Genomic DNA, 23,256 nt, shown 5'->3' on the forward strand with positions numbered 1-23,256 from the left:
AAGCAAAAATTCACATATTATGTTTACACACCCATGATACTCACACTCAACCCTACTATCATTAACACGAAACTTCCTATAAAAAACACAATAAATAAAAATCGCCAGTACACCTTAAATACCTTTCGAAAGATAACTTCTCCACTTCGTTTCCACTGAATAACAATCGCGATACTTAAAAATAACAAAATAAAAATTACTATAATTCCTAAATAATGATCACCAAATATTGTATGTAGGATTATTCCAACAGCAAATATATATAAAATCGTTGTATAATTTACAGCAAAATGGATAGCTCTCCATTTATTCTTAAACATTTTTATAGCTATAAAATACAGGAGAACCGTAGTTATAAATGGGAAGGTAACTACGGCCCCAATAACATTACTAATGATAGTTATCACCTTTAACTTCCCTCCTCTTGGATATACTGCAACGCATTTACTGCATTATATACAAAGGATAAATTCGGAAGGGAAGACTTTGCATGCTTTAACAAGTATCCGATGATACTTTCAATTTCTGTTTGTCTGTTATAGAAAATATCTTCTTTCATAGAGGAATTGTTTTCTTTAGTTAAATCAATTATCGTTTTCACATTGCGCCATTCTCTTTTCTGATCAAAACCTAAAACCACACAAACCTCATTACATATTGATTGTGCCAAACTTTCTAAATAAGGATTAGTTAAAATCTCGCCATTTTTGACTTGAAATATACTAGTAATTGTATTTATCACTGCGTTTACTACTAATTTTTCACCGAGCATCTTGTACCAATTATTTTGCTCTTTAAATGGAAATGCAGGATGATCTATCACTCGTACTAACCTAATTAAGCTATCCCTCTCACCGTTTAGACTAGCCAAATTTATCTTCCCAAACCCAGTGTGGTGAACGGAACAATGATTCTTTTTCATGGCCCCATGTTCACATGTACCAACAATTATATCTTGTTCTAGTTGATATGATTGTAGGTCATCCACATGTCCCATTCCATTTTGCAAAAAAATAGTTGGTGCTTCAATTGCCTTAATGGCATGAATTACACTTGCTAATTGATAACTTTTAACACACACAAAAACATAGTCCTGTTCCTTATATTCATGAAAAAAAAGAGCGGTAACCTTGGTTGGCCTTTCACCAACCAAGTGTACTCCCTGATTATTTATTTCATCCTTTTGCTCTTTATTTCGTACATAAATTGTAATATCATGTCCAAGTCGGGATAGATATGTAGAAACTAACAAACCTATTGCTCCTCCACCGATAACTCCAATTTTCATTAGATAACACCTCTTTGTATGTCACTATTCTGCTTCTATTACGTTTTGGATTATCCTAATAAATCATAAAGCATTCAGGAGAAGTAAGTCTAGTCTTAAAACGACAAAATCTTAGACATGGTCTATTTAACATTAAAACAACCCTTGTTGACTTCTTTTCTGTCATCAAGGGTCATCCAACTCAATATCTATTTTGTTAACGATTTACGTTCATCCTCGTGATCTACCCAACGCCATAATTGACCCATTTCCTTCCATGCTTCTTCATAGCGTTTTAATTGTTGCTTCAACTCTCTTATCTCATCGTGTAATAGTTGCACCTGGGATTGATCAACTTGGTCTCTGTCATTAGAATAACTAACTTTCATTTGTTTTAATAGTGAGATAGCGGCATCTAATGTTCCTTCTTCGCGCACATCTTCCTCAACGTACGTCTTGTCTATCATTGGTTCTGTTTGTTGTTTTCTATCTTTCTTAGCTAATTCAATGGCTTTTTGGTATTGTTTTCGGATGGAAGCATTCCACCTAAACCCACAAGCTGCAGGTGTTCTAGACAATCTTTTCCCCACTTCTTTAAAAGCCTCTAATTGCGTCTTGCCTTCACGGATATATCGCAATACTATTTCAGCAAGCAATACATCTTCATCTTGACTCCACGCATCTTGCCTCGAATTATTCATTACACCCCTCCTATATACATCGTTTGCTATCAATGTATGCAAAAAATAGGAGTGATAGAATAAATCTTTTTATTATTTCCGAATTTTTTATACACTCATTTACTAGTTGGTGTACTACTTTTAGTAAATTTTCTATTATGCTCTATCAAAAAAAGATGACTGATATCAGTCATCTTTTTTTGAACGTATTTATGGTTGCAACAAATATTTCACATGTAAATGTGAGATCTGTTACATTTACAAATCTATTTTAGACTTATTGCTCAACTACTTGTTTACCATCGTATTGTCCACAAGATTTGCAAACATGGTGTGGCTTTGTATATTCACCACAATTTGAACACTCAATCATACCAGGCACGTGTAACTTTTTATGCGTACGACGTTGGTTTTTCACTTTTTTAGAAGTTCTTCTTTTAGGTACTGCCATGTCTTACACCTCCTTCACACACGAAACGAAAATCTATCCTTATCCTACAAATTAGTAGGTCGGTTTGACGTAAAAAGCTCAGCTGTTCTTATTCGAACAAACATCAGGTGTGGAGAATTACTCCACTAGACGTCATTGATTTTCCTCTTCATCGTTATCTTCTAATAATGATTGTAATTTTTTTAGGCGTGGGTCAATTTTATTATCTGATTTTTTCTCAGATACAACTTCCCATCCCTCTCCCTCTGTTAAGGCATTTTCTTGTACTTCTTTATCCTGAGAAAACACCCGAAAAGGAACTTCCAATAAAACATTTTCCTTGATATAAGGAGTTAAGTCAAGCATTTCTCCATCTATAGGATGAATTTCAGACTCATCTTCTTCCTGGTAATACGGCGATGCAGAAAATACTTCCATTGCATCAACCTTAAAAGGATATGGTACGTCTACAAGTGTTCTTGCACAAGGCAAAATCATTGTTCCTTCGATTGAGAAATGAAAGGTAATTTGATCACCTTGCATTGTAGCATAGCCCTTTACTAACACAGGCTCAATTTTCCTAATATCATTGTTCATATCTTCTAATTCAGATACATCGACATAATCATCAAATCGATACGGTTCCGAACCAGAGATTTTCAATTTTTTAAGTGAAAATTTCATTTTTACCACCTCAAGGCAACAAAGGTTATTTTAAAAGGAAAATACCTTTTTGTCAATATTTTTTCTTTACACATAGATAATTATCCATCATTGTTTACTTGAAACATAACGAATAGACCTATTTATGCTTATTTTTGTCAGGTAACATAGTTATCTTAACCATCACAGTAGAATTTAAAACGATCGTAACTCTATCTGACTTTGTTCCAACAAAAGAAAGATTCCAATGTACGGAAAAGTGAGTAGCCATCCGGTTCGTTATTTTATAATATTACTATAAAATCAGTATTATTTGTACAAATAAGGCTCTAGAGTCATTTACGATACGTACTAGGAAAATAAAGTGATTAAAGGTAGAACGGCTTGAGTCATTCATTTCGTCAAAAACTAACTTCAATACGTAAAAACACCTCGTATAACAGTGAAAAAAACTTTTTATCAACCGTATTATTCTGCAATAGTACAATTGTGTTAAAATAAACTAAACTTACTTAACACCAGCACTGGATAATATAATAGGAGTGTTTCAATGAAAGCCTGTGGACTTATTGTCGAATATAATCCGTTCCATAATGGACATCAATATCATTTAGACCAAGCAAAGAAAGTCACGAACGCTGATTGCATGATCGCAGTAATGAGCGGAAACTTCTTACAACGTGGTGAACCAGCTATTATTGATAAGTATGCTCGCACAAAAATCGCTTTACAGCAAGGGGTAGATATTGTTATAGAATTGCCATTTGTATATGCTGTTCAACATAGCGATCTATTTGCAAGAGGTGCTATAATGACATTAGATGCGCTTAAAACTTCGACCGTTTGCTTTGGAAGTGAACATGGTGAAGTGAATGATTTCATCGAAGCATATCATATTCTTGAGCTCCATAAAGACCAATTTCATAAAGATTTAAAAGAAGAGTTAACTACTGGAAAATCCTTCCCTGAAGCTAGTAAAAACGCCTATTCAACCATTGGTTTAACAAAAGGAAAAGTAGATCTGTCACAACCTAACAATATTCTAGGATTTGGTTATGTGAAAGGAATCTTTCAGACGAATACACCTATAACGCCCGTGACAATTAAGCGCTATAAAAATGACTTTCATGACCAAGATATAGCCCATTCCATTGCAAGTGCAACTAGTATACGAAAAGAATTATTAGCTTATGGTAAGTTAACCTCAAAAGCTGTTTCAACACTTCCGGATATGACGCAGAAGGCATTAGATCAATACTTATTAAGTAACGGAATTTGGCATGAGTGGGAAAAATATTTTCCCCTACTTCAATACCGTGTATTAACGATGTCTCATGAAGAGCTACGAACTATTCATGGTGTTAATGAAGGAATAGAGCATCGTCTAAAAAGAACAGCTTCTCAGGTAGATAGCTTTAAAAATTGGATGGAAACTTTAAAAACGAAACGATATACCTGGACGCGATTACAACGAGTATTTGTCCATATACTAACCAATACAAAAAAGGATCTCATTCAATCGTTATTGCATGCTGATGAGGCTCCTTACGTTCGGTTACTTGGGATGACACAAAAAGGACGGGCCTACTTAAAAGAAAAGAAAAAACAAATAGAACAGCCAATTATTACCGGATTTAAGAAAGATCCCGGACCTGTGTTACAAGCGGAAGAACGTGCAACAGATGCTTATTACAGTATCCTTCCATCGAAACAGAAACTTAAATTAAGAAAACAAGAGTTAGAACCTCCGATAATCTTATCATAAATGTAAAGAGGGCCCATCTGGACCCTCTTTACATTTATTTTTTGTTACTTTCCTTCTATGCCTTCTAAATACTCTAAAGCATCTTCGAACGTGTCTACAGGTACTATTGTCATTTCTGAACCAATTTCTTTGGCAGTTTCTGTAGCTACTCGGAAGTTAGAATTCTCAGAACCATTCTCATTTGGAGCAAAAAACACATCACAACCTTCTTCGTCAGCTGCTATTACTTTTTTATCAATTCCCCCAATTCTGCCTACATTACCTTCGTAATCAACTTCCCCTGTACCAGCTATTTGAAGACCGTTCGTAATATCTCTTTCCGTTAACTGATCATAGATTTCTAAAGAAAACATAAGGCCTGCACTTGGACCGCCGATATTACCACTTTTGAACTCTACGTTGGGATTTTCTGTAACTGTTCGGTCGGTAACTAGTTGAACTCCCATTCCAACTTTATTTTCAAGTTCAGGGAATGCTTCTAATGTAATATCTTCTGTTATTTGATCTCCTTCTCTTTCTATCGTTATGGATATTGTAGTTCCAGCTTTTTTTTCACCTACATAATCAATAAGTTCATCTGTTTGTTGAATTGAAAGATGATCAACAGAGAGAATTTTATCACCGGATTGAAGAATTCCCTCTGCTGGCATTCCTTCAATCACAGCTACAACATAAACCCCTTCATATTCTATTTCAATTTGTTTATTTGCAGCTTCATAGGCAACGACGATGGAAGCCTCTTGTGAACTTTCCATCATTTGTAATTGAGCCTGAAAGTATTCTTCTTGCGTAATCCCCTCAGGAAATATCTCGCTAAGTGGATGAATATCCTGATGCGGCATAAATGAGGCCCAAAGGTATTGTAAAGGCGTTGCTTGACCTCCTCTAACGGTCACAAGGTGCATATCACCTGCACTCTCATGGCCCCCATCCACTTGGACTACTGGGTTAAGCGCATCAGCACCTCCTGGCTTGTAAATGTAAAATGGTAGTTGATAGCCTACCAAAAAAGCTAAAAATAAAATAACAATTATAGATAAAATAAGATTGCGACGGTTATACCTCATCTTCGTTCTCCTTCCACGACTTGATGATACGAAATATATGATCGATATTCTTTTCTGCTTCTTTTTCTCCCTGTGAAATAATCTCTAAAGTATTAGTGAATGAACGAGAATTATATTCTACTACATCTGGAGCCAACATGATATTAGCATCGATTCCTGCAAAGCTAACCATTTTATTTTGCATTATTTCAATACTTTGGAGCATGACATCATAAATAGAGTAAATATTCGTATTTATAGTAAAACGTGAACAATCAACACCAATGACTATATCAGCTCCCATGTCTTTAACTACTGAGACTGGAACACGGTCAACAACTCCACCATCGATGAACAATTGACCTCCAATCCTCTCAGGGACTAATATTCCAGGCATGGAAATACTAGCCCTTACGGCATCAGCTGCACTTCCTTCAAAAAAAACTTTCTTCTCACCTGTATATAAATTAGTTGTTACGATGCCAACAGGAATATGGAAATCTTCTAATCGTTTATTGTACGTCGTTAATTTTAAATACTCCTTAATTCTATTACCTTGAATAAATCCCATTTTTGGCAATGTGAAATCTAAAAAAAACTTTCTCTTAAAGGTTCTAGCTAATGTATATAGATCTTGAATTTCTTGACCCGCTCCATATAAAGCGCCTACCAAAGCACCCATGCTACTTCCAGCAATGTAATCAATTGGAATATTATAGTCTTTAAGTACTTTTATTACACCGAGATGCGAAAAACCTCTAGCTCCACCTGAACCTAAAGCCAAGCCTATTTTGGGGTTAGACAAAAGAATACGCTCCTTATTTCAAAGTGTTTTTATCATAATATGGCATAAATAAAGCATCTATGAGCGTATATTGAAATAGGACCGCTTGTACAAAAGAACTATCCATATTCTACTATTATAAAAATAATAAGTACAGAGATTGAAGTTTCTTAACCACTTTCCCTATCATAATCGTACAGATAAAACTCAAATTCACGGTACAGACTTTATTGGTTATTTCATTAAATTATGCATCAAATCGAAGTTACTTATATGTTCTAGGAGGCTCCATGTTGAAAGATAAATTTAAATCACTCAGTTTAGCAGGAATAGCTATCTTTACCGCTATTACGTTAATTAATTTTCCTGGCGAGGTACTTAATGCAAGTGAACGTGGACTTGATATGTGGTGGGGAACTGTATTCCCATCTCTCTTACCTTTTTTTATTACCGCAGAATTACTTATTGGATTTGGTGTCGTTCGATTTATTGGTGTATTATTCGAACCAATTATGCGCCCTCTTTTTAATGTTCCAGGTGTAGGAGGTTTTGTATGGGCAATGGGTATGGCAAGTGGGTATCCTTCAGGCGCTAAACTAACATCAAGATTAAGGCAAGAAAACCAAATCACTAAAATTGAGGCTGAAAGACTTGTTTCATTTACAAATGCTTCTAACCCCTTGTTTATTATAGGTGCAATATCTGTAGGTTTTTTTCACGATGAACAACTCGGAGTATTGTTGGCTGTGTGTCACTATTTAGGGAATGCAATTGTAGGCATATGCATGCGATTTTACGGAAAAAATTCACAGGAGATTCCCGAGAGAAGCTCAGGAAGGCTTTCTATTTATAAGGCATTACAGGAACTACACCGAACAAGATTAAAAGAAAAGCGACCCTTCGGCAAAATTTTAGGGGATGCAGTTATTAACTCTGTTCAAACACTATTGATGATCGGTGGGTTTATCATTATTTTCTCCGTTTTTACAAAGTTAATTTCTATCATAGGCATAGCCACCATTTTTGCAAGTTTTCTTGCAATAGGCTTAAATATTTTAGGAATTCCTGAGCAATTAGCACTACCGATGTTTTCTGGTTTATTCGAGATAACACTTGGAGCAAAATTAATATCGGATGCTGAAGTTAATAGTCTCTTCTTTCAAGCGATTGCCCTTAGTTTCATCTTAGCTTTCAATGGTTTTTCCGTTCAAGCCCAAGTTGCAAGCATCATAGCAGAAACGGATATTCGATTTGCTCCTTATTTTTTCTCTAGAATATTACATGGGATATTTGCAAGTATTCTAGTGATTTTGTTATATAAGCCCTTGTACACCAATCAGCAGGCAGGCAGTGAAAAGCACATGCCGGTTTGGTCGCAGATCCATGCACAACCATGGGCTGACGCAGTTCACTTATTACAAACGATTGGTCCATTGGTTACTTTATGTACGTTAGCGCTAAGTATTTGTATTTTACTCACGCGAACAAATAATGCTAAAGCTAAATAAATACATAAAAGCTACACCTGTCCATCATATAGGTGTAGCTTTTAGTTATTCATCTGAGTCAATTTGACAACCACCTTAAATAGACATTTAGAATGTCAATAAATTGGTATTGTGAAATTGATTAATCTATATAATTATTAAACTTATCAATTAAGGCTTTTTGAACAACTGTCGGAACGAGATCCGATACATCAGCTTGATATTTCGCCACTTCTTTGACCATACTAGAACTTAAAAACGAATACTGATTATTCGTCATGATAAAAAAGGTTTCAATTTCTTCATTTAGCTTTCTATTCATAGAAGTTATTTGCATTTCATATTCAAAATCACTAACCGCCCGCAACCCTCGAACAATGGCTTGCGCCTCTTTTTTCTTCGCATATTCTACTAGTAGACCACTACATGCATCCACCGATACATTATTTATATGTTTTGTAGCTTCTTGTAGCATAGCCACCCTCTCATCTACCGTAAAGAGGGGTGATTTCGATTGATTATTAAATACAGCGACAATAACATTATCAAATACTTTGGCACTTCTTTGAATAATGTCCAAATGACCAAATGTGACAGGGTCAAAACTACCAGGACATATGGCAAGCCTACTCATCATTTCTCCTCCAATTTATACAGTGTAATTGCTGTTGTACTCCCATACATTTCTGTTCGGATTTTGCTAAATCCCATTACATCAGATGAAAGTGTTTGGTTTGCTTCATGCTCACAAACGATAGTACCATCTTTTTCTAATAGTTGATTCGTATAGATCAAATTTAATAACTTTTCATAAGATACTTTTTCGTAAGGTGGATCAAGAAATATGAAAGAAAAGATGAGGCCTCTTTTTCCAGCAGCTTTAATAGCCCGAAAAGCATCTGTACGAAATACCTCCGATCGATTTTCTATTTTAAGTGATTGAAGATTACTATGTATCGTTTGGATCGCTTTTGGATGGTTATCAACAAAAACTGCTCGATCCATGCCCCTGCTTAGCGCTTCAATTCCTAACCCTCCGCTACCAGCAAACAGGTCAAAGCAGCTTCCCCCATTAAAATAAGGACCAATCATTTGGAATAATGCTTCTTTCACTTTGTCCGTAGTTGGCCTTGTTAAGCGGTTTGGCACTGGTTTCAGCGGATGCCCTTTAAATTCTCCAGAAATTACCCTCATGTGGCTCACACCCTTATCTATTGTTCGACATTAATCCTACCATAAAAGTTAATAATCAGGAAATGGAAAAGTAAATAGTAATTACTAATGCCTTTGATGTGAAAAATTTCTATTTAGACTATGTATATAATTTTGTAATGCGTCCATAATAACTTAATGAGGCAGCTAACAATCCTATTAGTTGCTTCTGAACACGGAGAAGACTTACGTTTCCCCATAAGTCCTCCTCCGGTTTCTCCTCTCCCTTTGCCTTTTTGTTTTCTAAATTAGAAAACAAAAAGGGCCTGCAGATTATGATAATCTGCAGGCTTTTTTTTGACTCTTTTTGTAAAACAGGATGCTTACAAGAGTGTCACATTTGATATAAAATGCGTCGTAACTATCTCAACCCGCTCCGCTAATAACTGCTTCAAAATAAGGATACATACATTGACCTAGTAATGGCGTTCATTTAAAAATGTAATTCCTAGTTGTATTATTTTTGTATCATTTTCCAATAGATTCAATGAGTAGAAAGCACAAAACAGTAGAATACGAAGACTCCTGCGGGAATAGCGCGAGGTGAAGACCCCGCAGTGGTGCCCTTCCACGAGGAGGCTGAGGCCGTGCCCGCAAGAGGAATCTGAACTTAGAAAAATCCGGGTTTTGGGATTTTTCGTGATTCCTCCTCGGAAAGCGAAGTATTCTGCCGGAACGGCGTTATGATGCTAATTCCAATAAGACAGAGTTTATAGAAATTATGTCTTATACAGTAAATAGATACACCCTTTATGGCATTTTGTCTATTTTTCTAGTACAGTGATATATAGCAAATAAATAAGGTGGAGAAAATTATGATTCAAAAATGTATCGAGTTAGGTGAAGGCTATGCAGATATTTATGAGTTGATTGAGTTAGCAAAACGAATGCCTGAAAGAATAGAACATTTCGTTGCTATACATACAACCAAAGAAAAGAAACAAGTAACTTCTTTGGCTTTAGTAATGAAGCCAACAAGAGAGGGAAACTTTCAACCGATTTATATATGTCTGGAAGGGATTCCTACACCTGATAGTAAAAAATCAAAAAGATACGATTTATTTGAAAATGTTGCGCAAGAATATAGTAAACAGATTAAGTCCTTAACTGTAAAACCTTCCAATATATTTCATGAAAGGTCCCTTTATTACCAACATTTAATTGGTATTCTTCAAATGAATCATTTGGTGTATTCCAATGCATAAAAAAATCCTCTTACACTGTAAGAGGATTTTTTTAAATGCCCATTTTATAATCATATTCTTTTGCTTTATCAATCTTTGCATTCTCATACTCTGTTCTTATAAATGGCTTATAAGATAAGTCAACCTTCGATACAAAAGGTAATTTATTCAACTTTTCTTGCTTATGCTCTATTTCATCTTGGTTTACATATAGGACAGCATACCGCAAGTCTTTTGAAACATATATGAGATGGCCGTATCTTTTAATTTGTTTGATATTCTTCATGTGTTGAAACCAAACAATTAACCCTTGACGTTTTGTACGCATAATAAGTCCTCACTAGTTCATACTTTGATCATTATTATTTTCATTTTATCAGAATATTGTGTATGGAGCAATGCAAAGCCTCATATTATTAGATAACAAGTTTATAATGATAAAGGTCTGCTCGTATAAGCAGACCTTTATCATTAAATAAATAGCTATGAGGCCTGACAGCCGCAACCCCCACCAGAGCCACAACCACATCCACTGTCTTTCATTAATGCACCCTCTCGTGGTACTTTAACTTGTTGACTAACACTGTGAGCTACAATTTCACTAATATCATCCAGTAGGCCTTGCAAGTTTCTTTCTGCAACCTTAAAAGCAGCAACCGTCTCGTTCATATCTACGTCTCGTTTAGTTGAACGTACTTCTTTCATTATGGTGCTAAAATCTGGATGGTATCTTCCAAAACGTTGGACCTCTTCATATTGATCCTTTACTTTTTGAAAATCTGTTATTAGACGTTGTGCTTCCTGGTCATCTAATAAAGCAGTCTTTCTTTTTATATATTCATCCATAACGTCAGACTGTAAAATCATCTGACCTATGTGTTCTGATTTATCAATTAGATCAACAATTTCAATAGTTGCTAACAAATTGCCCACCTCCAGCTTCCATCATACCAAGAAATTCATACAAATAAAAGAGGACAGGCATTAATCTTTCATTGCGCCTGCCATTTGCATTAACATAGATACCATTTGAATTTGGCTTGAAACCTTTTCAATTCGTTGTGGTACTGTTTTCCCATAGAATACCTTTGCTTCTCTTTCTAATGCTTCAAGTTGATCTGGGTTTCTTGTCAAACGTCGATACCATTGTGGATTTTGTCGAATAAAATGTAATAGATCATTTCTTCCCTGTAAATACTTGTAAAGACTAGGCTGCATATCATTACCTCCCTAATCTTTATTTATTTGAAACGGTGGTCTGCCGCTTGAATTGGATTTTTTCGGAATTTGCTTTTTCACGTCTTGAAACTGACCAATAAGCGTTTGAATATTAGTAATTGCACCATTTAATTGATTCATGTGACCTTCTACTTTATTTAAATCCATGTTTTCAACCATTCTCATAAGCTGGCCCATGATTTCTTGCTTTTCCTTTTTCTCTTTTGTTTCCTTTCCTTTTTTTTCTTCCTTTTCACTATCTGAGCTAGAAACACTCTGATATTTCGCCCAGGAAGGGTCATCTTCTCCTAACAAGACCCACTTTTCATAATGAGATTGCCAATCATTATTTCCACTTCTAACATCTTTTATTAAGCCTGGATGATTTTTCACAAATTGTTTAAACTCTTTGATCGATGGATGTAGTTCTTTTTCAGACATTATTCTGTCACCCCAATGCTCTAGACTTATCTATGATTATTTTATGTACATCACTTAGGCAATGTGACAGGATTATCTTTCTAGAACATTTAGGCTAGTTATCAAAAAAATTAATATTCCTCATCTAAGCGATGAAGAAAGTTTTGAGTGTAATAATACTGATATACCCCTACACCTAAATGGGTGTATTCATCTTTTAACAGAGCATCTCTATGTCCTTCACTGTTTAACCATCCTTCTACAGCTGCAGGACCATCAACATATTGTGCTGCAATATTCTCCCCTGCAATGTAATAGTTAATCTGTCTAGCATCTAATCTGTCTTTTAGACTTTTCCCGTTTTGTGAATAATGAGAGAAATAATTGTTGTCCGCCATATCTTTACTATGGGAGAATGCAACTTCTGACAATGGCTTATGCCAAGCTAAAGAAGGTTTATTAAATCTCGACCGGATGACATTCGATATATCAAATATTTGCCTTTCCATACCTAGCTCTATTTCGTGCCATTCATCATCTGTAAATAATGGTGTGCTAGGAAGCTTACCTCGATAGAATACTTCATATGGTCTCTGTAATAATAGGAGATCTGAAGTTAGTATTCGAATAGAAGATAACTGATCTGTAAAAGAATCAAAGTAAAATTGTACGAATGTATCCTCATCTAATTTAACTAAAGGCATCAGTTTTATTTCTTTTTCTTTTAATGAGAATCGATACGTTGAATAGATTACTTCTTTATTAAATTCAAAATACTCTTTTACTTCTTCATATGTCTGTCCGATTTCAACCGGTTCGATAGATATTTGGTCACCCGTAGCAAAAATGGTTTGTATTTTATCGTCATTAACACCAAACTGCATATGTTGATTATTCTGATTGGTGTACACCCACCATATGTAGCCATACGAGCTTTTATCTTTTCGATTTGGATGTCCAAATGTTTCTATTAAATCCTTAACATCTCTACCAACCCAATTTAATAATGAATTATCATGCGTTAAAACAGGGTATTCATATAATGGAGTTGTTTTTGATTCTAATTCTGGCATTTTTTTATCTAATACGCGTTCGAAGTTACTTATTACTTCTTTCGAGCCTGATTCCCCTTCTATTACATAAAATATTCCTCCGCATATCAATAAGAATAGTAGAATTCCCTTTATTCCTTTCATTACCTTTGCCCCTTTACATGTGCTCTAACTAAATTATAGTAGCAAAAGGAAAAGAATATGAAAAGAATGCATATTTCGGCCATTTATTTTCGTGTAAGGTCTATTTGCATACTTTAAACTACATATTAGATACATACTCCGTCGTAACTCACGTACTAAGAATTCAATGGATGATTTTAGCGGCTATGAGATCCCTTATTTGCCTAAGATTTATGGTTTTATGGTCACCAGAAGCCCCTATTTGCGTTACATCACAGTGTATGGATACTCTAAATATTCCTATAAAAATTTGCCAAATGAAAGGCCCTTGTTGTTAACAAGGGCCTTTCGTGTTTAATGGACTTCTGGGCGTTCAGAAATTTCTTCTAGCGCATGTCCCGCAGCACGATTTGACTGATCCTCTAACGCTAGGTCTCCAAGTGCGATTATACCAACAAGTTTTCCACTATCAACAACTGGTAACCTTCTTATTTGGTGCTCTGCCATCAAGTCACTAGCTTCCTGCACTGTTGTGTCTGATGAAACAGATACGAGTTGATCACTCATCACTTCTTGCACCTTACTAGAGCCATCTTTTTTATTAGCGTATCCTCTTATTACAAGATCACGGTCAGTAACCATCCCTAAAATATCTTGATTAGAACCACAAACAGGGATTACTCCAATATTATTGTTCTTCATTTTCGTTGCAGCTTCTACTATCGTATCATCTGCAGTACAATGCACAAGATTTGATGACATTACTTCTTTGACACTTTTCATATATACATTTCCTCCCTAAAATGAATTATCCATACATCATTTAGCTTTTCCCGAAAATCATCAGAACTTGCATCATTCAAAGCAAACATGTCTAAAAAAGTATTTTGAAATAAATTAATTTTAATAAATTGTTAATGATTTTATTTATATCAATTGCAAGTTATTATAATTAATACTATGATAAGTTTAGATACATAATTATCAGTGAGGTGGAAGTATGAAAATAGAGAATACAGGTATTGAAGGCGCAATCGTTGATTTAAAACCACTTGACCATGTAATGAGTCAGGCTAGCTTTGTAAGAGCTGGTCAATGGGACTACGAAAGAGTAACCTATGATTATAAGATAGGTTCAGCAGAAAAAAACATTACTTACTATATAAGATTACAGGGTTATGCACTTGAGGGTGACGTAGATAAAGGTGATGCAGTTATGAAAGTAATGACTCCTCTATTAGGTAAGCATTATTACCCCCACGGAATCGAGTATGGAGAACAGGAAAACTTTCCTCAATCTGTAGTAGATCGTGCTACTAACTTGTTTAAAAGTGTAAAAGACGAATTAGATAAATACAAAAAATAAAGGCAAGGCTGTTGACTACAACAGCCTTTTTATTTCGTTCACTTTTTTACGATTTTTTTGTAAAAATCACGTCAAAAAATTCCTTATCCCCTTATTACGTGTTACTATAATATAAACAATGAATAACGTCTAAAATAAATATAGCAGATTTAAAAGGTATAAAAAGCAGAGTAACTTAACGTTTTTTTCCGGTTAAATATGCGTGTTATAGGATATTTAAAATCACAAAAATTTTTGCTATTCAAAAACACAACTTCATGCTATATTTTGATTATAGTTGTTCCTTAGAAGGGAGATCCATAAATAAATTGTTCCGTTATCTTTCAAAAAAACAATGGATATTAATAATCCTAACAATCTTTCTAATTATTGCTGCATATTTTATATTACCAGTATCCATTCCGTTACTGTTGGCTTTAATTACTGCTCTATTTCTAAATCCCGCTATACGGTGGTTACAATTCCGATTTAAGTTAAATCGAAAGATATCTGTTATTATTACCTTTATCTTATTTTTAATTCTAATCGGCATTCTCGGAACTTATGTCATTACATCAGCAGTTACACATGTAGTTAATTTCACTGAAAAAGCACCCTCCTATGTAAATCAGATTAACGAAAAATTGATAGAGTGGGAATCTGACCTGGACCATCTTACGGAGGATCTTCCAGATGAATTTGTCAAACAAGTAACTGATGGTATAGAAGATAATTTAGGTAGTTTTAGTGAAAGTTTAAAAGATCGTCTAGAACTAGAAAAAATCGCAAGTTTTGTTGGAAAAGTTCCACAACTATTAGTTAGTTTACTCGTATATTTAATTGCATTGTTTATGTTTATGCTAGAGTTACCTCGACTCAAGACTAAAGTATATAACTATTTGACAGAGGAAACCGCTGAAAAAGTAAGATTTATGAATGCAAGGTTATCCTATGTCGTATTAGGCTTCTTAAAAGCACAATTCTTAGTAAGTATTTTTATTTTTATCGTAAGTTTACTCGGATTACTGTATATCGCACCAGAATATGCCATTATAATGGCATTAATTATTTGGTTAATTGACTTTATACCAATTATAGGCTCCATTGTAATATTAGGTCCCTGGTCCTTATACATGTTTATTACTGGGGATGTAGTAATGGGAACTGAGTTAGCGGTATTAGCTATTGTACTTCTTGCCATAAGAAGAACTGTGGAACCTAAAGTGATGGGGAGACATATTGGTCTATCTCCACTTGCAACATTAATAGCGATGTATTTAGGACTGCAGCTAATAGGAATTCTAGGTTTTATTTTAGGACCACTTCTCGTTATTGCATTTAACTCAGCAAAAGAAGCTGGCATTATTAAATGGAATATTAAAATTTAGCAAAAAATAGGCATTGGCACATGTCCATGCCTATTTTTTCTCTAGTAATTTCTCAAAGTAAATAAATTCTTCGTCAACACCTATCTCATAAAAATTATTTTTAATTAAAACATGTTGTGAAGCAACATTTAGTCTTTCACAATACGCGGTGATTTTTTTAATTTGGTGCTGAAATGCCCATTCCGTTACTAAACTCACTGCTTCTGTTGCATATCCGTTATTCCTATATGTCTCTATTATATGATAACCAAGATCAAATTCATCCCAACCATTTTCCCTTACTTTTTTAATATACATTTCACCTACTATTTGCTCCGTTTTGTGTTTTCTAATAATCCACGGGCCATAACCCTCTAAGTGACTACCTATCTCTAGTTGTTCCATATATATGGGTAAGAATGCTTGAAAAGCCACACTAGGCCAATTAAGTTCAATAGGTATTTGACGCTGAACAAAAAACGCTTCCTTCTCTAATAGCAATTGACTTGCACTTTGTAAATCGATTGACTCCATAAAGACCTTTGAACCTTTTAATATATACATTCGGTCCCCTCTCTCCCAATGCGATTTAGTATGTATATATTCATTATAGAGTAACCACTTAAAATTCACTAACTATTCTACTAGTGATAAGTTTACATAAAAAAAAGACCATCTCTTTAATAATGAGATAGTCTTATTGTCTAAAATCCTAAGATTGCTTTAATCAAACTAGTCGTTTCTCCACCATGATAGAAAACATATAAAAGTAAATAAACAAGTACACCTGTAATTGCTGTAAAGAACCAAATAATACTTGTAATTGGTCCAACTTTTCTGTGTTTTTTAATTTTACGTTTGAAAGCAAGAGTTAGTGTAACAATACCAAACACTGCTCCAGTAGTAGCTAATATGATATGAAAGATCAAGAAGACCGTATAATAAATCTTTATATCTTCCGGCCCACCAAAACTAGTATTTCCTACAAATATGGTTCGTGAAGCATAAAAAATAAAGAAAATCAAAGCGCTTATTGCCGCACTAATCATCGCTTTTTTATGATCTTTATATTTTTTCTTAGCAACAAGTCGCCATCCAATTGCTACTAATATAGCACTTAAAACGATAAAGAATGTACTAATCGTTGGTAAAAGTGGTAAAGACATATGCGTTGTATCCTTTCTATACTACAATTATATTGTTTGATAAACTTATGATTCTGTTGGAATTGGATCAACCTTATGACTTTCTTTATTGAACCATCCAAAGAATATACGGGCTAACACAATGCCATACACAATTTCCTGTGTAATTTTCATCATTATTCCACCTAACTGTTGATCTTCCACAATAGGCAATGGTGAAAACATTTGTGGTCCAGTTAATGTTAATCCACTGAGCACGTTACCAGGTACACAAAGCGCAAGAGCTTGAATCCATCCACCTGTTTCACTATAGGTCGCATAGATTGGATCCATGGAAAAAATAATCAAACCACATGCTGGAGTTATTAAAACCCCATTCGCAAAAATGTAGCCTATTTTCAAAAGTGGTGATAGCCTCTCCATTTCTTTTATTGGTGTAAAGATTGGCCACCACATAAGAAATGCTGTAACAAGAATAACTGTTGTAATGACTGCATGAGCAAGTCCATTTTCCTTTGCATAATCAAAAACGGTAGGAATGTGATAGATGGAAAATAATCCATTAAACACTACCAAAGCAATTAAAGGCTTTGTCAAAATAGCTAATATATGCTTTAGCAAAGGGGCATAAAAGACCTTTCTCCAAAGCCATTCTGGTAATCCTTTAATAATAAAAATAGGGAAAACCAAATAATATAAAGCCATCTGCACCATGTGTGATGTAAACATGATGTGTGATAATAAATCAATAGGAGAGCCTTTAACGATATAAAGTAATGCTAGTCCTGCATAAAAAAACAAAAACTGATTTGTTGTCGGTGCTTTTTCGTCCGTGAATTTATGACGAAACGTTACGGTAATTAAGAAGTATAATATTCCTAACCCTACCACAAATAACAAATAATATGGGCTCCATAATGCCCTAAATCCAAAGATTTGTAATTCAAGCCACATCTTTCCTCACTCCAATAATGGCTTTATAGCCTTATTATATCGCAACTTTCTAAAAAAACATGCAACAGTATTGTGTCAATTTTCTAAAAATGTTCTCTTTAAACAAAAGAGGCCGGGAGAAATCCCTGACCTCAATTATTACCACCAAACTAGTACAAGTAATGTTAGAACAGTTAAAAACGCAACCGCAGCTCCTCCATACATCATAAGTGAAGGCATTTCGTGTCCTTTATGACTCATATGCATGAAGTAGTATAGTTGGAATGCTACTTGAACAATCGCAAGAATAAATAATATTGGAATAACGAATAACTTATCCAAGTCAGCCTCAACCATTGTAAAAGCAATAATTGTAAAGACAATCATTAAAGCAAACGTAATAACTTGTTGTTTCATTTCTTCTTTTTTCTTCTTTTTATGGTAATCTAATTCGTTGTTCACAGAATTGGTGTTTTCAGCCATTGCTTAAATCACCCCCATCAGATATACAACCGTAAAGATAAATACCCATACAACATCGATAAAGTGCCAATAAAGGCTAGCAATATAGAACTTTGGTGCGTTATAAAGGTTTAATCCTCGTTTAGCGTTACGCACCATCAAGGTTACAATCCATAATAAACCAAACAAGACGTGACCACCATGGAATCCAACCAATGTATAGAAGGCTGATCCAAATGCTGATGAACGGAATGTAAATTCATAGTGATGGATGTAATGATAAAACTCATATAATTCACATCCAAGAAAAGCCAAACCTAAGACTACTGTGATACCTAACCATAGTTGCATCTTACCAAAGTCGTTATTTTTCATGTGGTACATCGCATACACACTTGTTAATGAACTTGTTAATAACAACATTGTCATAATAAAAACAAGTGGTAATTCGAATAAGTTCTGTGATGTATTATCATCCATTGTGGAACCTTTTAGTGCTAAATACGTTCCAAACAAACTTGCAAATAATACTGTTTCTCCACCAAGGAAGAACCAAAAACCTAAAAATTTATTTTTACCTTCAAGGGTGGCTTTCTCGGGCTCTTCTGGCATTACTTTGGGATTTAAAACATCTTCATGACTACTCATTACATCCCAGCCCCCTTATCTAAATCTTCTTTATGGATATGATGACCAAGATCATCTTTTACAGATCGTGTAAACATGGCACCTAATGTAATACCCATTCCAACAAACATAGCAATGAACCCACCTGTATATTCAGCTTGGTAAATAAAACCAAACCCTGCTATAAACAAGCCCACAGACATTACAAATGGTAAGATCGTGTTATTTGGCATATGGATATCGTCTAAAGGTTCCGCAGGTGTCATACCTTTACGCCCTTCTGTTTTTTCAATCCATAAAGGATCCAAACCACGTACTAACGGTGCCTGCGCAAAGTTGTAATGTGGTGGAGGTGACGGAATTGACCATTCAAGTGTACGTCCATCCCAAGGATCTCCACCTACTTTTTCACCTTTCACAGAAGTATAGATTACATTATATAAGAATACAAGTGCACCTACACCCATAAAGAACGCACCAACTGTACTGATTGAGTTCCCAAGATCTAATCCTTGGTCTTCCAAGTACACCCAATATCTTCGTGGCATACCCATTAATCCAAGGAAGTGTTGAATAAAGAAGGTTAGATGGAATCCGACAAAGAATGTCCAGAATGTAATTTTCCCTAGCTTTTCATCTAAGATCTTTCCAAACATTTTTGGCCACCAATAATGAAGACCAGAGAAAATACCAAATACTACACCACCAACGATAACGTAGTGGAAGTGTGCGACAACAAAGTATGTGTCATGGAATTGATAATCGGCAGCTGCCGCAGCTAGCATAACACCTGTCATACCACCAATTGTAAATGATGGAATGAATCCTAGCGCCCACAACATTGCCGAATTTATTCGTATGCTTCCACCCCACAGGGTAAATAACCAGTTGAAAATCTTTATACCTGTTGGGACAGCAATTGCCATCGTAGCAACAGCAAATATCGAGTTTGCTGCAGGACCTAAACCAACGGTAAACATGTGGTGCGCCCATACCATGAATCCTAAGAAACCGATTAATACGGTAGCAAATACCATGGCTGTATAACCAAACAAACGCTTTTTGGCGAAAGTTGAAAATACATCACTGAATACCCCAAATGCAGGTAGTATTAGTATGTAAACTTCTGGGTGACCAAAGATCCAGAATAGATGTTCCCAAATGACAGAGTTACCTCCATAATTTGCATCAAAGAAAACAGATCCAAATAGTCGATCAAACATTAACAAGAATAATCCAACAGTTAATGCTGGAAACGCAAATAAAATAAGTGCGCTTGTTACAAATGATGCCCAAGTAAATAATGGCATACGCATATAGGTCATACCTGGTGCGCGCATATTAATAACTGTTACAAGGAAGTTAATACCACCCATTAATGTACCTGCACCTGAAATTTGGAGTCCTAGTATATAAAAGTCAACCCCATGCCCGGGTGATGTGGTGGATAATGGTGCATACGCTGTCCAACCAGCATCTGGTGCTCCTCCAAGGAACCAACTACAGTTAAGTAGTATCCCACCGAATAGGAATAACCAAAAGCCTAACGAGTTTAAAAATGGAAATGCAACATCTCGAGCCCCTATTTGTAAAGGTAGTACGGCATTCATAAGGGCAAAGATCAGTGGCATTGCCGCTAAAAAGATCATTGTTGTTCCATGCATCGTTAAGATTTCATTATAGAAACCTGCACTTACAAAATCATTTTCTGGTACTATAAGTTGCCATCGTATTGCTAATGCTTCAAGACCACCAAGGATAAAGAAAAATCCACCGCCGATTAAATACATAATTGCTATTTTTTTGTGATCAACAGTAGTTAAATAATCCCATAAAGTGGCACCGAAGCCTTTTTTTTGCGCAATTGTATTGCTCACGCTAAAAAACCTCCCTTAACCTCTTCCATCCCAATTTTGTTCATCTTTATTCACTTGCACTTTCTGGTGTAATTTCCGAAGGCTTTAACTGCAATAAGTAATCTGCAATTTTTTCTGCCTCATCTTTACTAGGAACATCATAATTTCCAGTCATTTTATTACCTGGTTTTATAGACTCAGGGTCTAAGATCCATTCTACCAACATGTCATGTGTTAAATCTTCTACACCAGCTAGTTTTGAACGATCACCAAAGTTTGTTAAGTTAGGACCAATTGCAACTGGGTTTGAACCAATCGCATGACATTGTAAACAACTTTGTTCAAACAGTGCTTGACCTTCTTGAGCACTTGCAGTTTCTGGTGTTGCTTCTGCATCTAGATTTTGCATGTCTGAAACCCATTGGTCAAACTCTTCTTGACTAACTACTACGATTTTGAAGTCCATTAAGGAGTGTGAAGGCCCACATAACTCAGCACATTTACCCCAGTAAACTCCTTCTTCATAAGCTTCAATATACATGGTGTTCTCGTTTTCTGGATTTGTATCCATTTTACCACTTATTGCTGGTACCCAGAATGAGTGAAGAACATCTGAGGACATCATATTTAGATATACTTTTTGTCCTACAGGAATGTACATGTCTTGGCTTGTTTGAATTTCTTCCTCGCTGTAATTAAAATGCCACCAATATTGATTACCCGTAACATTAATATTCAGTGAGTCACCTTTATCAGTTTCATCAGCAAGATCATATGTTGCTGCTATGGTTGGAACTGCAATAACGATTAAAAGAATAATCGGTATAACTGTCCAAACAATTTCTAAAATGTGATTCCCCTCTGTTTGTTTCGGCACAAAGTCTTCTTGACCTTTTTTCTGGCGATACTTAACAAGTACAATTGTATAAATAACCATTACGATTATAAATACAAAAATCATTACCGCCAAAGAAATGAAAATAATGTCTAATGATACCTCAGCCCCGTATCCTTTTGGAAGAAATGCAGATAAGTTTTCCACACCACAACCAGAAAGAATTAATGAAAGTATGCTTAACAAAAACAGAGCACGGACTTTTCCCATCCAACCTTTCATGAAAATACCTCTCTTTCTATTGTAAATCATCATTATATTATAATTAGAATAGGTTAATATTCTAATTTAACTAACAACAGACGGTATGGTAACAATAATCATTGTTAGGAAATAAACAGTCAAATAAAATAATGAATAGATAAACATTATATTTGCCCATTTCAAATCATCCTTAACAAAGAACCCCTTAATTCCAATTGTTAACCAACCAACATTCAATATGGTCGCTATAATAATAAAGACATTACCAAGTGAAAATAATAGAAACGGTAACGGTAACAAGCACGTGATATAAACGACCATTTGTCTCTTTGTTATTGGAAATCCATGTACAACAGGTAACATTGGGATGCCAGCTGCTTTATAGTCATCACACTTTTTCATTGCTAGTGCAAGAAAGTGTGGGGTTTGCCATATGAAAATGGTTAAAAACATTATAATTGCAACGATATGGAGGTTTGGATCTACGGCTGCCCATCCTATTAAAGGTGGAACTGCTCCTGATAAACTTCCAATAGCAGTGTTTATCGTGTACCTTCTCTTCGACCATACGGTGTACAAAACAAAATAAGCGAACCATCCTATTGCTCCAAAGATTGCTGCTTGTACGGTTGTCAACAATAACAATATAATACCTGATATGGATAGTGCTATTCCCAACACTAGAATAAAAGACAGTGGGATACTGCCCGTAACAGTTGCCCTCGTTTTAGTTCTAGCCATTAAAGGATCGATATCGCGATCGTAATAATTATTAAGGACGCAGGCACCTGCTATAACTAAAGCCGTTCCTGCCATTGTAATAAAGAATGTATCCCAATGCGCAGAGAATGATGTATTGGTGAAATATAAAGCAAGCCAAAACCCAGCAAAAGCAGTCATAACATTCGAATTAATTATTCCAACTTTGATTAAGGCTTTTATATCATGCCAAAAGGTCGCACGGCCACTACTATCAGTTTTGTTGATCATCTTTGATGATGTAGTTTCCACCTTGTTCATTTCAATTAATTCCCCCCCTTCTATTTCCTCCAAACTTCTCACTATTCATACTTTCCACTTCTCATTATATA

At 35.2% G+C, this 23,256-nt stretch carries 28 protein-coding genes; 5 read left to right on the forward strand and 23 right to left on the reverse strand.

Features of this window, described 5'->3' with window-relative positions; genetic code table 11:
* Nucleotides 1-23: 23 nt before the first annotated feature.
* The 5 genes from NYQ66_RS20205 to NYQ66_RS20225 all read right to left on the reverse strand — a co-directional run bounded on the left by NYQ66_RS20205 (nt 24) and on the right by NYQ66_RS20225 (nt 3,061).
* Nucleotides 24-407, reverse strand: coding sequence for a DUF3397 domain-containing protein (locus NYQ66_RS20205; protein WP_259872154.1), 384 nt, complete (start codon nt 405-407; stop codon nt 24-26).
* A gap of 2 nt (nt 408-409) precedes the next feature.
* The gene (locus NYQ66_RS20210) at nt 410-1,288 is read right to left on the reverse strand and encodes a 2-dehydropantoate 2-reductase (protein WP_259872155.1); all 879 of its coding nucleotides are present in this window, start codon (nt 1,286-1,288) and stop codon (nt 410-412) included.
* Nucleotides 1,289-1,476: 188 nt separating this feature from the next.
* Nucleotides 1,477-1,968, reverse strand: coding sequence for an RsfA family transcriptional regulator (locus NYQ66_RS20215; RefSeq protein ID WP_259872156.1), 492 nt, complete (start codon nt 1,966-1,968; stop codon nt 1,477-1,479).
* 256 nt (nt 1,969-2,224) lie between these two features.
* The gene (rpmF, locus tag NYQ66_RS20220) at nt 2,225-2,398 is read right to left on the reverse strand and encodes a 50S ribosomal protein L32 (RefSeq protein WP_259872157.1); all 174 of its coding nucleotides are present in this window, start codon (nt 2,396-2,398) and stop codon (nt 2,225-2,227) included.
* Nucleotides 2,399-2,530: 132 nt separating this feature from the next.
* On the reverse strand, nt 2,531-3,061 hold the full coding sequence (locus tag NYQ66_RS20225; protein WP_259872159.1) for a YceD family protein: 531 nt from the start codon (nt 3,059-3,061) through the stop codon (nt 2,531-2,533).
* 529 nt (nt 3,062-3,590) lie between these two features.
* Here NYQ66_RS20225 and NYQ66_RS20230 point away from each other — a divergent pair.
* Entirely contained in the window at nt 3,591-4,805 is a 1,215-nt protein-coding gene (locus NYQ66_RS20230; RefSeq protein WP_259872160.1) for a nucleotidyltransferase, read from the forward strand.
* Between the two features lie 44 nt (nt 4,806-4,849).
* On the opposite strand, the gene NYQ66_RS20235 is transcribed toward NYQ66_RS20230, so the two are convergent.
* Together NYQ66_RS20235 and NYQ66_RS20240 are read right to left on the reverse strand one after the other, a co-directional pair.
* A complete protein-coding gene (locus tag NYQ66_RS20235; protein ID WP_259872161.1) occupies nt 4,850-5,872 on the reverse strand; it encodes a SepM family pheromone-processing serine protease in 1,023 nt (340 codons plus the stop codon).
* Entirely contained in the window at nt 5,862-6,656 is a 795-nt protein-coding gene (locus NYQ66_RS20240) for a patatin-like phospholipase family protein (protein ID WP_259872162.1), read from the reverse strand. Before NYQ66_RS20240 ends, NYQ66_RS20235 begins: the two co-directional genes overlap by 11 nt.
* A 269-nt stretch (nt 6,657-6,925) precedes the next feature.
* Between NYQ66_RS20240 and ylbJ the strand changes: the two genes are divergently transcribed.
* Nucleotides 6,926-8,143: a sporulation integral membrane protein YlbJ gene (gene ylbJ, locus NYQ66_RS20245; protein WP_259872163.1), complete on the forward strand. Its 1,218-nt coding sequence runs from the start codon at nt 6,926-6,928 to the stop codon at nt 8,141-8,143.
* Between the two features lie 121 nt (nt 8,144-8,264).
* On the opposite strand, the gene coaD is transcribed toward ylbJ, so the two are convergent.
* Both coaD and rsmD read right to left on the reverse strand, forming a co-directional pair.
* Nucleotides 8,265-8,756, reverse strand: coding sequence for a pantetheine-phosphate adenylyltransferase (gene coaD / locus NYQ66_RS20250; protein WP_259872165.1), 492 nt, complete (start codon nt 8,754-8,756; stop codon nt 8,265-8,267).
* Nucleotides 8,756-9,316 carry a 16S rRNA (guanine(966)-N(2))-methyltransferase RsmD gene (gene rsmD, locus NYQ66_RS20255; RefSeq protein WP_259872167.1) on the reverse strand — a complete coding sequence of 187 codons (561 nt, stop codon included), beginning with the start codon at nt 9,314-9,316 and terminating at the stop codon, nt 8,756-8,758. Before rsmD ends, coaD begins: the two co-directional genes overlap by 1 nt.
* Nucleotides 9,317-10,149: 833 nt before the next feature.
* On the opposite strand from rsmD, the gene NYQ66_RS20260 reads away from it, so the two are divergent.
* Nucleotides 10,150-10,539, forward strand: a complete 390-nt coding sequence (locus NYQ66_RS20260) for a DUF7147 family protein (RefSeq protein WP_259872168.1) — start codon at nt 10,150-10,152, stop codon at nt 10,537-10,539.
* Between the two features lie 31 nt (nt 10,540-10,570).
* Here NYQ66_RS20260 and NYQ66_RS20265 read toward each other — a convergent pair whose 3' ends face one another.
* From NYQ66_RS20265 to NYQ66_RS20290, 6 genes are all read right to left on the reverse strand, one after another.
* Complete coding sequence (locus NYQ66_RS20265; RefSeq protein ID WP_259872170.1) at nt 10,571-10,846, reverse strand: YlbG family protein; 276 nt, start codon at nt 10,844-10,846, stop codon at nt 10,571-10,573.
* 155 nt (nt 10,847-11,001) lie between these two features.
* On the reverse strand, nt 11,002-11,442 hold the full coding sequence (locus tag NYQ66_RS20270) for a YlbF family regulator (RefSeq protein ID WP_259872171.1): 441 nt from the start codon (nt 11,440-11,442) through the stop codon (nt 11,002-11,004).
* Nucleotides 11,443-11,502: 60 nt separating this feature from the next.
* Nucleotides 11,503-11,736: a YlbE-like family protein gene (locus tag NYQ66_RS20275; protein ID WP_259872172.1), complete on the reverse strand. Its 234-nt coding sequence runs from the start codon at nt 11,734-11,736 to the stop codon at nt 11,503-11,505.
* 12 nt (nt 11,737-11,748) lie between these two features.
* Complete coding sequence (gene ylbD, locus NYQ66_RS20280; RefSeq protein WP_259872173.1) at nt 11,749-12,177, reverse strand: YlbD family protein; 429 nt, start codon at nt 12,175-12,177, stop codon at nt 11,749-11,751.
* A gap of 110 nt (nt 12,178-12,287) precedes the next feature.
* Nucleotides 12,288-13,352 (reverse strand): CAP domain-containing protein, encoded by a 1,065-nt coding sequence (locus NYQ66_RS20285; protein WP_259872174.1) that lies wholly within the window; start codon nt 13,350-13,352, stop codon nt 12,288-12,290.
* Between the two features lie 333 nt (nt 13,353-13,685).
* Entirely contained in the window at nt 13,686-14,114 is a 429-nt protein-coding gene (locus NYQ66_RS20290; protein WP_259872177.1) for a CBS domain-containing protein, read from the reverse strand.
* Nucleotides 14,115-14,331: 217 nt separating this feature from the next.
* Between NYQ66_RS20290 and NYQ66_RS20295 the strand changes: the two genes are divergently transcribed.
* Both NYQ66_RS20295 and ytvI read left to right on the forward strand, forming a co-directional pair.
* On the forward strand, nt 14,332-14,697 hold the full coding sequence (locus NYQ66_RS20295; protein WP_259872180.1) for a YugN-like family protein: 366 nt from the start codon (nt 14,332-14,334) through the stop codon (nt 14,695-14,697).
* A gap of 308 nt (nt 14,698-15,005) precedes the next feature.
* A complete protein-coding gene (gene ytvI, locus NYQ66_RS20300) occupies nt 15,006-16,064 on the forward strand; it encodes a sporulation integral membrane protein YtvI (protein ID WP_259872182.1) in 1,059 nt (352 codons plus the stop codon).
* Nucleotides 16,065-16,094: 30 nt separating this feature from the next.
* Here ytvI and NYQ66_RS20305 read toward each other — a convergent pair whose 3' ends face one another.
* The 8 genes from NYQ66_RS20305 to cyoE all read right to left on the reverse strand — a co-directional run bounded on the left by NYQ66_RS20305 (nt 16,095) and on the right by cyoE (nt 23,185).
* A complete protein-coding gene (locus tag NYQ66_RS20305) occupies nt 16,095-16,607 on the reverse strand; it encodes a GNAT family N-acetyltransferase (protein ID WP_259872184.1) in 513 nt (170 codons plus the stop codon).
* A 140-nt stretch (nt 16,608-16,747) separates the two neighbouring features.
* A complete protein-coding gene (locus tag NYQ66_RS20310; RefSeq protein WP_259872187.1) occupies nt 16,748-17,209 on the reverse strand; it encodes a DUF420 domain-containing protein in 462 nt (153 codons plus the stop codon).
* A gap of 45 nt (nt 17,210-17,254) precedes the next feature.
* Nucleotides 17,255-18,142 carry a cytochrome c oxidase assembly factor CtaG gene (gene ctaG / locus NYQ66_RS20315; RefSeq protein WP_259872188.1) on the reverse strand — a complete coding sequence of 296 codons (888 nt, stop codon included), beginning with the start codon at nt 18,140-18,142 and terminating at the stop codon, nt 17,255-17,257.
* A 138-nt stretch (nt 18,143-18,280) separates the two neighbouring features.
* Nucleotides 18,281-18,604: a cytochrome c oxidase subunit IVB gene (gene ctaF, locus NYQ66_RS20320; protein ID WP_259872189.1), complete on the reverse strand. Its 324-nt coding sequence runs from the start codon at nt 18,602-18,604 to the stop codon at nt 18,281-18,283.
* Between the two features lie 3 nt (nt 18,605-18,607).
* A complete protein-coding gene (locus tag NYQ66_RS20325; protein ID WP_259872190.1) occupies nt 18,608-19,231 on the reverse strand; it encodes a cytochrome (ubi)quinol oxidase subunit III in 624 nt (207 codons plus the stop codon).
* Complete coding sequence (gene ctaD, locus NYQ66_RS20330) at nt 19,231-21,087, reverse strand: cytochrome c oxidase subunit I (protein WP_259872191.1); 1,857 nt, start codon at nt 21,085-21,087, stop codon at nt 19,231-19,233. Before ctaD ends, NYQ66_RS20325 begins: the two co-directional genes overlap by 1 nt.
* A gap of 46 nt (nt 21,088-21,133) precedes the next feature.
* Nucleotides 21,134-22,183, reverse strand: coding sequence for a cytochrome c oxidase subunit II (gene coxB, locus NYQ66_RS20335; protein ID WP_259872192.1), 1,050 nt, complete (start codon nt 22,181-22,183; stop codon nt 21,134-21,136).
* Nucleotides 22,184-22,249: 66 nt separating this feature from the next.
* Nucleotides 22,250-23,185, reverse strand: coding sequence for a heme o synthase (gene cyoE / locus NYQ66_RS20340; RefSeq protein ID WP_259872193.1), 936 nt, complete (start codon nt 23,183-23,185; stop codon nt 22,250-22,252).
* Nucleotides 23,186-23,256: the final 71 nt, after the last annotated feature.

The sequence above is a fragment of the Aquibacillus koreensis genome (assembly GCF_025154055.1).
Classification (GTDB): domain Bacteria; phylum Bacillota; class Bacilli; order Bacillales; family Amphibacillaceae; genus Aquibacillus_C; species Aquibacillus_C koreensis.